We start from the raw sequence: 11,708 nt of genomic DNA on the forward strand, positions 1-11,708 counted from the left end.
GCTTTTATTTTATCTTTTGAAGAAAATTTAGCCATAAAAAATGCACCTCCAATTGTTAGTTATGTGTCTAACAATTGGGGTGCACTTCACACGAGTAGGCTTTTGAAACTATGAAAGTTTCGTCAATAACTGATTTAAATCTTTTTTCGTTTTCGTCGTTAATGATTTCATTTTATTAATATCGATTTTTTCTTTCTCCGCTCCTACAATTAACGGATACATACTTTGACCGATTGTTTTAGAATCCGTCGGATGTGATGCTTCTAGCTCTTTTTCAATCACATCCCACTTTTCATTAATTTGTTTGCCAAGCTTATTCACTGTTTCCAATTTTGGATTAGCAGCTAACTGCTTGTCCAAGCTATCAATTAATGCTACAACTTCTTTAACGTTCGTTTTCACAGCAACACTTTTCTTCGGATCTTTCGTTGTCTTTCCGTTATTGTTTGTGCTTGTACTTGTGCTTGGATCTGCTGTTTTCCCGCTAGTCGTTTGATCATTCGTTTTTCCTGTCGTTTCTTTTTCTTTTGTTTTTACATTTTCGTTTTGAGTTGACGTTTTGCCGTTACTTTCTGTTCCTGATGATTCTTTCGTATTTTTTGCATCCTTATCTGTTTTTTCATTTGAAGAAGTATTTGTTTCTTTTTCAGTATCTTTCGTTGTTTTTGACGCTTCATCTGCACTTGTCGTTTTTGCTTCTCCATCATTTTGCGCAGTTACTTGCTCTTTCTTTTCCGTTTCTTTATCTACTGAAGGACTACAAGCTGCCATAGTAAGCATTGTACCAATTGTAATCGATGCGATAGCGACCTTTTTCATTTTCATATAAATCCCCCTATGTTTTACATAATTTATCCTCCCCTTTACGATTCGATTCCCCTTTAAAAAATCCCTTTTCATACGAATTATCATCTTTCCGACAGTAATCTTCATAATAATACGTACAAAAACTGATAAACTCATTTTAATATTCGAGTTTCTTCTACTTCATTTTTCTGCTCGCAAGTAAAAGAAAAAGAGTATATTGTCACATTAAGAATTACTATCTTCATATGACAATATACTCTTCTATCAAATTTTTATCTTTCTTGACATTTTATTTATACAAAAAAATAAAATTTTCTTTCGTTTTTTGTTTCTCAACATTTGTTAACATAATATTTTTATGAATAACCACCATTCGAGTGAATGACTTGCCCAGTAACCCATTTCGCTTCTTCACTTACTAAAAAAGAAATTAAGCGCGCAGCATCCACCGGTTCTCCTACTTTACCTTGCGGGAATTTCCATACTAAATGATGCTTCAGCTCCTCTGTAATCCATCCTGTATTCGTCGGTCCTGGATCTACAGCATTCACTGTAATCCCCTTCTCCATTGCAACTGGTGCTACTGACTTTGTAAATGCTTCGATTGCCCCTTTCGTTGCTGCATATGCTAGTTCATCTGGCATTGGGCCTACTGACTGTCCTGAAGTAAGATTAATAATACTCCCGCCCGTTTTAAGTGAATAATGTTTTATAAACAATGAACTTAATAGCATAGTAGCCCGAACATTAACTGTATAATGTTTATCCAACTGCTCTACATCTAATTCCTCAATCCTCGTATGAGTAGAATATACTGCATTATTAACTAGAATAGATGGATCACCTAACCGTTCTGATACCATATAAAACAAACGATTTGGCGAATAAGACTGCGATAAATTGATTTTTGCCATTTCACATCGAACATCGTAACTTTCAATTTCCTTTTTCAGCAAAAAGGGTTCTTGATCACTCATTCCCCATGGCATCGCTTTATCATACTTTGGCCAGTACGTGAAAAAAATGTCTATCCCCTTTTGAGCAAGCACCTTGCATACAGCTGCACCAATTCCATTCAGACGAGTTGCCCCTGTTACAATTGCTATTTTCTTCACCTTTTTCTCCTCCATCTATACACAGATCCCCTGCATGAATGCAGAGGATCTATCTTCTTATTGAATATTTGACAGTATACGTTCAGCACCTAATTTTAACATTTTAATAAAGATATAATTTACAATTGTAAACATTACAAATAAAACGATAAACATAATCCAAAGTCCTACTTGAAGGAAGAAGTATAATACACTTACTCCCCCCACAATAATTAAAGCTATTAAAATATTAGCCAAAAAATTCCACAAAGTTGTATATCGACTTTTAAATAATTTCTGCTCTGTATCCCAATGAATATCTGCAGTTTGTGCGTCCCAGCGTGTTCCGATTAAATTAATTAATAACAACCCGTTCGCACTTAGTAAAAACCACAGTATCATAAAGACTGGAGAAATCCCAGCTACAACTGCCATCGTAATACCGAATACTGCTAAAATGATCACATTAATTAACCAAGCAGTGATTGCTTTCGCAAAAAAGATATCCGAAGCCTTTACTGGTAAATAACGATTCACAAACCAAGAGCTTCCATCTCGCGAAAATGACGTTGTTGCAATGACGTTACTACCCATTAAAAATAACGATGCACAAAGGCCAACACCAATTGCAAATCCCGTTGTCTCTGGATTGTTAATATACTCTGTAATAAACTTTAAATTCCCATCTTGCACAAATAAAATAAAGAACAACATAATTGGCATAACGAAAGTTTGTACAATGCAATTTAAGAAAAATTGTGGTGTACGGAATAACGTTTTAAATTCTTTTTTCACATACGCTTTTAAATGAGAACTTTGCACTGTTGATTTCTGTAAACCTTCCGCCGAAATAACTTGTTTCTTTGCTGTACTCGTTGAAAGTCCAATAACTCCTTTTAAATATGTACGCTCTGCAATGTAATAAAACAACACAAAGAAGACAAATGAAATAACTGCAAAGATTATTACATATAAAGGACCTTTCCAATTTGCATTTTCTACTAATGCCACTGCTCCAAAATATGTAGTTGGAAAATAATTTGTCATTTGTACTAAAAGAGAAGATTGATTATTTACAAGGTATTCCGCAGCCCCGTCTCCAGAAAACGCACTTTTATTTCTCCACTGCATAAATACGTTAATTCCTACAATAAATAATATACTTACGATTCCAATAAATATATTTCCTCGATCTTTATTTTTCGCTATATTTGTATACCTCATAATAATTGTCATCAGTAACGAAGCTAATACTAACGGCACGATTGGGAAGAGTAAGTAAATAAAAATCATATATATGTAATATGTAATAAATGCGCCACTTTTTAAACCGTACGTAATGAAGATTGGTAATAAAATGAATGAACTCATTACGTATTGTGTAATTAATACCGTTAAAAATTTTGCCGAAATAATTTGCGCTGGTTTTAATGGTAACGGCAATAACATTTCAATGTCATTACTATAGTAAAATACAGTTAAAATGTTCGTGATACTCATTAAAAATACCCATATACTAGCAATCGCAAGTCCCATTGCAATAATCATTCCCGGCCCTTGCCCTAATTGTTTCAGACCTTCATACATTCCGTGCGTCATCGAACCAAATATTAAAAAGCCAACAAATAAAATAGCTGCAAATGAAAATAAATACGCCCATCGCTTCTTCTTATCTGTTATAAAATCTGCATAATTTAACTTTAATAGTACCTTCGTTAACGTCCAAATTTTACTCATTTCCCGTCATCTCCAAGAACATTTTTTCAAGTGATTCATTGGATTTAAAATGATCTCTCATTTCATCTAAATTTCCTTTAAACTGCAAATTCCCCTTATTAATAATAGCAACCCGGTCACATATTTTTTCCGCTACTTCTAATACGTGTGTAGAGAAAAATACAATCTTTCCTTTATCCGCATGCTCTCTCATCATTTCTTTTAAAATATATGCAGATTTTGGATCAAGCCCAGTTAATGGTTCATCTAAAATCCATACATCTGGCTCATGTACGAGCACACCAATAATAACGATTTTTTGTCTCATACCGTGCGAATAACTTTGAATTTGATCAGATAATGCATTATAAAGATCAAACTTCTTCGCTAAAGACTCTATTCGTTCTTGTCGTACTTCTTTCGGCACTTCATACATATCAGCCATAAAGTTTAAATATTCAATTCCTTTTAAACGTAAAAACATATCTGGACTATCTGGTACATAACCAAACGTCTTCTTCGCTTCCATCGGCTCTTCCATAATATTTTTTCCGTTAATCGTAATAGTCCCTTTGTCTACCCCGTGAATACCAGTAATCATCTTAATTGTCGTTGATTTACCCGCACCATTCGGTCCTAAAAATCCAAAGATTTCGCCGCTAGGCACAGATAAACTTAAGTCTTTTACTGCATAGGTAGACCCATTATAACTTTTTGACACATTCGTAATTTCAATCATTCCATCCAATCCTTTCCTTAATTACCAAATAACTATATTGATATTATAGCATACTTCTATTTTAAGATTTTTACATTTTTCAGTTTATTTAACCTTTAAAATAAATATACACCCCTAATCCAACAACTAAAACGACAGCTAGTATAATATAAATCATTGTTAAGCGTTTAATATTCCCCTTTGTCGCTTTGCTATAATTTGCATCACCATTCCGCCCAATTAAAACCGTCGCAATGACAGTAATCACTACAAGTAATACAACGATCATGATCCAAGTTAGCATTTCTTCCTCCCCCTCCTTACAACCATTTTACAATATTATCCTCTTTATTTCGCAGCATATTTCCTCTTTTTACTATTATTATGAAGCAAACTGGAAAACTATTATTACCATTCCTATCCAATTGTGATATATTTATAACATAACGTGACTTATTTCTAACAACACAAGGAGGACCTATCATGAAAACAACTTGGATAAAATATTTAGGATTTCTCGGTTTCTTCGGTTTCCTCGGATTTTTTTATGAAAAAGGATTGTTTACTATGTTCTGTTTCTTCTCCTTTTTCACATCGTATAGAACGGTTCAACACGATGAACTGTTTGAACAAATCGTTAATAAATCGTGCCGTAATGCTTTTATCTTTACGTTACTAACTACCGCTATCATTATGTTCATTGAAATGTTATTTCCAAACCCGGCGCTACAAGAAATTGATATCGCTCTTATTTTCGGCACACTCATTCTTACGTTCGGTTTTTCTATGTTCTTTTATGATAAACCTGTTGATGAAATGGAAGATGCACCATGGCGTTCGTAACGAGGATAAAAGAATACCGCGCCAAATTGAACATGACACAAGAAGATTTAGCAAAGAGCGTTGGTGTGCGACGTGAAACAATTAGTCATCTCGAAAAAGGTAAATACAATCCTTCCTTACAACTTGCTCACGATATAGCGAAGGCACTACATAGTAAGATTGATGAGATTTTTATTTTTGAGGATTGATTAAAGGCGTCCAGTCACAAGAATCACATAAAAAAATACCGTCATTCTTTCCAAGAAGAATGACGGTATTTCTCATTGATTATCCATATAAAATCGCATGAAATACGCCTAATAGTAAGTATTGATCCTGCATGTAATCTTCATCATATACATTCATCTCAATGTAATACATATCTTCCTCAAGACGAATATTCCAATCTGCAATTACATAGCCTTTTCGTAATAACTTTCCCATTCCAAATGAAGTTTTATGAACAACATATTCTTCTGCCCTATATGTAAAGGTAAATAAGAAATTTGCATCCAATAACTTTCCGTCACATACAAGTATTTCATGCTCTGCATCATGATTATCGATGTACGTTACTAAAATCTTTCTTTGGCGCTGTCTACTTACATCCTTTGCAATGATGCGAATATTGCCCTTACTATCCTTTATTTCATAAATAATATTACTACCAATTTTCGGAATAAAATCCAGCACTCTCATCAACATATTTTTATAATAGCCTCGTACTACGCCTACTTGCTCACTTCCATTATAAACCTCTATCGGCGTCGTATCTGCTTTGCTATCACACGGTCGTTTGTAAGAGAGCTGCATCATTCGCTCTCTTCTTAAGTACTGATCAAACGTCACAGGATATTCTATCATGCGCAGTTCTTTATTTAGCTCATACAAATAGCTTTGAACACTCTCTATTAATGTTGTAGTAGCTATACGCTCTTGAATTTCAAATTATTGCCAACTGGAAGAAACATTCCATTGATTATGATCCTCTTCATAGAAGAAACCAAGAATTACCTCTTCACGGTCAGCCGTTTCATATTTCATAGGCACGTTCTGCCCATGTTGAACTTGTTCCATCCACTGACCTAAATAAATACCCAGCTCTGCAACCTTCATACATGATTTTTGAAAAAATACGCTGTCACTCGCGCAAATCGTTACATCTCCTTCGATAAAACCCTTTGAATAAGCATCATACCGTGGCTCATCCTTCTGCGGGATACTCTTATCTAACTCAAATAAAAACGTTAACATCCTTTATTCACCTCTAGTTGTTACACTAATCATACATGACATCGCATCACTCTGAGAAACTATTTATATACGCATATTTAATTCACGCATTATAACACGTGAATGATCTTGTATAGTAGCGCTATTTTTTGTTCTATATCTTAGTATACGAATTTACATGAGCGATTTTTCAACTATATCTATCGCAACTTACAATATATCAACGATTTTTTCAATATATCGATTTTTCGACAAATATCAGCACAATTAAAATGAAGCTACCTTTTCTTCCGCCACTTCTACAATTTCTAAAATTTGTAGAATACTCTCCACTTCATAAGTCGGGTTAACATCTGTCCCGTTTTCTTTCAAACTCGGATTATACCAACACGTATCAATGCCGTAATCTTCTCCGCCTTTCATATCAGAAGTTAACGAATCTCCAACCATTAGTACACTTGATTTATCAGTAATCCCAAACTTTTCAAACGCATAATCAAAAATCTCACGCGCTGGTTTTTGATGACCAACTTCTTCAGAAATAATAATGTGATCAAAGAAATTACATAAAGGCGAATTTCCGATTCTTGATTGTTGCACCTTCGTATATCCATTCGTAATAATACCTAACTTGCAATCTTGAAGATTTTCACATAATTGTAATGCGCCTTCTATAAGATGTACTTCCTTCCCTAAATTTTCAAGGTATACATCACTAAATTGCTGCGCATCTACGGCTATATTATGAAGTGCAAATAATTGTCTAAATCGCTCTACGGCTAATTCACTTAGCGTAATCATTTTATTTTCTAAATCTCTCCATAATCCATTACTAATCTCTTTATAACTTGCAAGATGATCATTATACCCTGTAGGCATGCCAAACTGTACAAACGCATTATGTAATGCGTGTCTTTCCGTTTCAGGGAAATCTAATAATGTATCGTCTACGTCGAATAATATAAATTTGTATTTCATGATGTTCTCCTCAATTCCTATTTTAAAAGCTTCGTTCTCATTGCTTATAAGTTTATATATATGTCGCGATGAAGCGCTTTAACCCGCTCTTTATAGAATACACCTTTATCTTTTATTTTCAAATGTGCTATAAATAAATTTGCTAGCATGACTGCTGTATCTAGTCTATAAAATAAACTAACAATATGAGGAGTAACATTAAAGATACTATCATTCTTATATCCATCTTTAAATTCATCCCAACTAACCTCATTTGTTTCAGCTATTCTCATAAGCTCCAGCAATGGATGACCAATTAAAGCATTATCCCAATCAACTATTGCTTTAACTTCTCCATTATACCCGATTAAATTGGCTGGTCGAATGTCCATATGTAATAAACATTTTACATGATCTGCTGTACTAAGAATATATTCAATTGTTTTTGTATCCGGAAGATTAATTTTGCAGTTCGTGATTGTATTAAACCCTTCTATCCGTTTCACAATTCGTTCTGCTATATACTTACTAATGGGCTCTCTAATATTTTGTTTGTAATACAAACCATCAATTGGCATACTATGAAGATTGCTCACTAACTCCCCTATTTTGCATGCGGAAATTGGCATATGATCAGCATACACACAATCCGAAATTAAAAAATCAAGTTCGGTTGAAAGATGCAATCCGTGTATCCTTGGTACTGGAATACCTTTTGAATGACAATACTTAGACAGCTCCGCTTCCTTTTGCAACGAAATCCGACTGTTAAATAAGTCTTCATTTATATTTTCCACTTCTCTTTCCCACGGTACTCGAAATGCCAAAGACCCCTTTTCTGAATCTCCTTGAAAAACAATATTTTGCACTCCCGTTCCAATCACCTTTAAATCTTGAATAGCTAGTTCCTTATACTCTTGACTTAGTATTGTTGCCAGCTTCTCTCTTAACCCCTCTGCTTTTACACGTGTATGAATCATTTTATCCCCCGATTCTTAAGTTCTTTTCATCCATTTTCTCCTCTGTGCACAACATCCTCATTAACAAAATTATAGCAACAATAGTAAAAGGAGGCTAATCCGCTCAGCCTCCTTCTCATTATTAATCTTCTAGCAATAACTCTTTCATTTCCTCTAACGACTCTTTCGTAAAGCCAAGAGCTTTTTCAGCGTATGCTTCAACTGATCCGTATTGCTTTTGAATTTCACCAATCGCAGCTTGCAAGTATTCAGCACGTGCTTCAAACATTGCACCTAATATCGCTCTGCTCTCATCGTTTTGTAATTTCGCACCTAAAAAGGCCATCATTTTTTCATTTAGCTTTTCACGGAATCCGTTACTTAGTAAGTAGTCTTCCATTACTGTTTTTTCTGGTACACCTAGTAAAAGTAGTAATAATGCTGAACCAAATCCAGTACGATCTTTTCCAGCTGTACAGTGGTTTACTAACGGTAAGTTTTCCGGGTTTTGCGCTAAGTTTAAGAAGCTCACGAATGCCTCGTTACCACTTACGAAATCTTGATTCATTTTCACAAGATACTCACCTGGTTTTCCTAACATAGAAAGGTCACCAACTTGGAAAAACTCATTTATATTTAAGTCTTTCGCTAAGTCTTGCATAACTGGTAAGCACACTTGACGAGCACCCGTAATTTCTGGATTCGGCTTATGCTTCACTTCAAAGTCTGTACGGTAATCGCAAATTAACTTTAAACCAGACTTTTGTAAATAGGCAATATCCCATTCAGTTAGCCCTGCTAATTCTTCAGAGCGGTATAATTTGCCCCATTTTACTTTACGGCCTTCAGTCGTTTCATATCCTCCCATATCACGGAAGTTAAACGCACCTTGTAATGGCAATCTACGCTCGGCTACTGTTACTGCTTGTCCATTACTTCCTACTAATCTAAAATATGGACGTTCATTTTCACTCGGTTTTTCAATTGTATATGATAATTCTCCATTTACCGTTGCAAGTAATTCTCCATTTTCTTCAATATGATCTGGTGAAGTACTCCAATAAATACGAACTTCTTCTATATTATTTTCCCACTTTATTTGTAACGTATTATCTTTATTTCTTTCTATAGTTGCTTGTAACCAATTTCTTTGCTGTCCCATTCTTTCACCAACGCTTTCTCATATAATCAAATCTCACCCTATTGTATTATACAAATATCTACTTTGTCGTTCTCATTTTTCTTTTTATCTTACAAACAGGCGAAAAGTTCTTTTACTTGTTCAAAATTTGTACAAGGGTTCTCACTAAATGTGTCCCAGATTATATCCTAAAACTTCCTCACATATCGCTCAGTACAACTCAGCAACTGACATCCATTCTTTTCAAAAACATCCTTCATCCATTCATTTTGTACATTTGTCTCACCAATATAATAAGATGCACCTATTTCCTTTAAGACAAACATCGCACCTGCAAATAATGCAGCTTCATATCCCTTATTACGCATATTTGGAGTAACTGCGAAGTACATAAGTTTCCCTTCTTCTAACGTACCTCTTTCAATATGCGGAATTACAATCCCTATCGGCTCTTCACCTACACTCGCTGTTAAACAATGTTCTTTCCATTGCTCACCAATTTCTTGTAGCATCATATGCACAAATTGATCATGAACGACTGTTTCTCCCGTCGCTTCATTCCACAGTGAATAAAAAGCCTCTTCTCCAACTTCTTCAATAAGCTTAAAATCAATTTCACTTTCTACATCTTCTACTTCATATATATCTTTAAATACAATCATGTTTTCCGTAACATATTCAAATGAATACGTTTCAAAACATTTTTTATACACATCATAATTTGGACTTTTTGAAGAGATTTCAAAATGTAGTTTTTCTAATCCATCTTTTTTAGCTTCAGCAACGCAATATTGCATCATTTCCTCTAATTGCTCTTCTGTAAAAATCTCTGCATTATTTTCTTTTATCATAATAGAAGAAGCATTTCTTCTTATTTTAAAATATTTTTCTAACTGTTCTATCGTCGTCATATTCTTCCCTCATCTATATCATACTCGAATTTCTAATCGTTCTCCTTGCATGAGCAGGATTGTCCTTGAATATATAGAATACTAGAAAAGATCGCATCTTTAAAGTGCGGAGGAGGTTCTCCAGTGGATATTACAGCATTGCAACAACAGTTAGAGCTTATACAACAAAATGACTATACGCAACTACAGCATATAGACGTAAATGAGTTAACTTTGAACATGCTCCAGTATATCGGAACGACTGATAGCTACGTTCGTTACCAACTTATATATAAATGTTTTGCGCATTTCATTCATCATGAATTCCTTATGGACGATCAGCTGAAATTACTTCTGCAAACTTGTTTAAGTGATGAGTATTTATATTGTGACATTTACTCCCCACATACAGATGGGGTTTTCACACGTTCTTACACTGTTTCGTTAATTGCGTTAATACTCCAATTCGCTAATTCGCACTACTTTTGTACAGAGGAAGATATCGAAGAAATAAAAAATAAACTCATTACATACACAAACTTAGAAACGGATTTTCGGGGCTATATCGAAAATAAAGGATGGGCTCATTGTCTTGCTCACGTATCTGATGCCTTTACTGAAATTGTTCATAATACGTATACAACTTTTGAATGGTACGAAGAATTAATTCATTGTTTATTAAATAAAATCTTTATTCCATCTGACCTTTTTCATAATAACGAAGATGAGCGCATTGTTACGCCATTACTAGCAATGCTGTATCATGATTTTCCTCAAAACGAGTTAATTTCTATTATTCATAAAAAAATAAAAAGGCTTCCTCAAATAAGAAAACGCCTTTCGCTTAATGAGTATTGTATTTTATGTGCCAACATTAAAACCTTTTTACGCACATTATTTTTCAGAACGAAAGACGACCATAACTTAGCCTTTACAGCACGTAAAACAGAAAGAATGTTAAAAGAAATTCCTAACTATTATTAAATACAAGGAGCAATGACATGGGTTATATTGAAGATATGAGAAATCTAGTAGGAAATCATCCACTTATTCTAATAGGATCACACGCCATTATATTAAATGAAAAAGATGAAGTATTGCTGCAGCTCCGTACAGATTTTAACCGCTGGGGCATTATTGGTGGTGCCCTAGAATATAACGAAACGTTAGAAGATGCTTTAAAACGAGAAGTGTTTGAAGAAACTGGACTTATTATTAAAAATCCAGAACTATTCCGTACATACTCAGGGCCAGACTTCTTTCAAATCTATCCAAACGGCGGTGCGACACGTTCCTAAGTGAAAAGCTTAGGCACTGTCGGACAATTGTTCAACAGTGAACTTTCATTCCGAGTTGTCAAATGATAGGGTA

Annotated in this window: 12 protein-coding genes and 2 pseudogenes; 4 read left to right on the forward strand and 10 right to left on the reverse strand. The window is 34.4% G+C overall.

The window, feature by feature from the left end:
* Positions 1–108 precede the first annotated feature (108 nt).
* The 5 genes from MR169_RS27265 to MR169_RS27285 form a co-directional block, all read right to left on the reverse strand.
* On the reverse strand, positions 109–825 hold the full coding sequence (locus tag MR169_RS27265) for a hypothetical protein (RefSeq protein ID WP_000782565.1): 717 nt from the start codon (positions 823–825) through the stop codon (positions 109–111).
* A gap of 338 nt (positions 826–1,163) precedes the next feature.
* On the reverse strand, positions 1,164–1,922 hold the full coding sequence (locus MR169_RS27270; protein WP_061663363.1) for an SDR family oxidoreductase: 759 nt from the start codon (positions 1,920–1,922) through the stop codon (positions 1,164–1,166).
* Positions 1,923–1,979: 57 nt separating this feature from the next.
* Positions 1,980–3,638 (reverse strand): putative ABC transporter permease subunit, encoded by a 1,659-nt coding sequence (locus MR169_RS27275; protein WP_061663337.1) that lies wholly within the window; start codon positions 3,636–3,638, stop codon positions 1,980–1,982.
* A complete protein-coding gene (locus MR169_RS27280; RefSeq protein ID WP_000570204.1) occupies positions 3,631–4,356 on the reverse strand; it encodes an ABC transporter ATP-binding protein in 726 nt (241 codons plus the stop codon). The genes MR169_RS27275 and MR169_RS27280 overlap by 8 nt, the downstream gene beginning before the upstream one ends.
* Before the next feature lie 88 nt (positions 4,357–4,444).
* A complete protein-coding gene (locus tag MR169_RS27285; protein WP_000958863.1) occupies positions 4,445–4,639 on the reverse strand; it encodes a hypothetical protein in 195 nt (64 codons plus the stop codon).
* A 179-nt stretch (positions 4,640–4,818) separates the two neighbouring features.
* Here MR169_RS27285 and MR169_RS27290 point away from each other — a divergent pair, with 179 nt between their 5' ends.
* Together MR169_RS27290 and MR169_RS27295 are read left to right on the forward strand one after the other, a co-directional pair.
* Positions 4,819–5,178: a DUF3796 domain-containing protein gene (locus MR169_RS27290; protein ID WP_000859205.1), complete on the forward strand. Its 360-nt coding sequence runs from the start codon at positions 4,819–4,821 to the stop codon at positions 5,176–5,178.
* Positions 5,166–5,366, forward strand: a complete 201-nt coding sequence (locus tag MR169_RS27295; protein WP_000896322.1) for a helix-turn-helix transcriptional regulator — start codon at positions 5,166–5,168, stop codon at positions 5,364–5,366. The genes MR169_RS27290 and MR169_RS27295 overlap by 13 nt, the downstream gene beginning before the upstream one ends.
* A 79-nt stretch (positions 5,367–5,445) precedes the next feature.
* Here MR169_RS27295 and MR169_RS27300 read toward each other — a convergent pair.
* From MR169_RS27300 to MR169_RS27320, 5 genes and pseudogenes are all read right to left on the reverse strand, one after another.
* Positions 5,446–6,411 (reverse strand): annotated as a pseudogene (locus MR169_RS27300) (tubby C-terminal domain-like protein).
* Positions 6,412–6,657: 246 nt separating this feature from the next.
* Positions 6,658–7,368: a YjjG family noncanonical pyrimidine nucleotidase gene (locus MR169_RS27305; protein WP_242320362.1), complete on the reverse strand. Its 711-nt coding sequence runs from the start codon at positions 7,366–7,368 to the stop codon at positions 6,658–6,660.
* 44 nt (positions 7,369–7,412) lie between these two features.
* Complete coding sequence (locus MR169_RS27310; protein ID WP_000582027.1) at positions 7,413–8,327, reverse strand: phosphotransferase family protein; 915 nt, start codon at positions 8,325–8,327, stop codon at positions 7,413–7,415.
* 121 nt (positions 8,328–8,448) lie between these two features.
* Positions 8,449–9,468 (reverse strand): tyrosine-protein phosphatase, encoded by a 1,020-nt coding sequence (locus MR169_RS27315; RefSeq protein WP_098617225.1) that lies wholly within the window; start codon positions 9,466–9,468, stop codon positions 8,449–8,451.
* Between the two features lie 167 nt (positions 9,469–9,635).
* Positions 9,636–10,358 carry a GNAT family N-acetyltransferase gene (locus tag MR169_RS27320; RefSeq protein WP_242320363.1) on the reverse strand — a complete coding sequence of 241 codons (723 nt, stop codon included), beginning with the start codon at positions 10,356–10,358 and terminating at the stop codon, positions 9,636–9,638.
* Between the two features lie 123 nt (positions 10,359–10,481).
* Here MR169_RS27320 and MR169_RS27325 point away from each other — a divergent pair, with 123 nt between their 5' ends.
* Together MR169_RS27325 and MR169_RS27330 are read left to right on the forward strand one after the other, a co-directional pair.
* Positions 10,482–11,321, forward strand: a complete 840-nt coding sequence (locus tag MR169_RS27325; RefSeq protein ID WP_000355452.1) for a DUF2785 domain-containing protein — start codon at positions 10,482–10,484, stop codon at positions 11,319–11,321.
* 17 nt (positions 11,322–11,338) lie between these two features.
* Positions 11,339–11,617, forward strand: a pseudogene (locus MR169_RS27330) (NUDIX domain-containing protein); the annotation flags it as partial.
* Positions 11,618–11,708 lie beyond the last annotated feature (91 nt).

The organism is Bacillus cereus group sp. BfR-BA-01349 (genome assembly GCF_022663795.1).
Taxonomy (GTDB): domain Bacteria; phylum Bacillota; class Bacilli; order Bacillales; family Bacillaceae_G; genus Bacillus_A; species Bacillus_A cereus.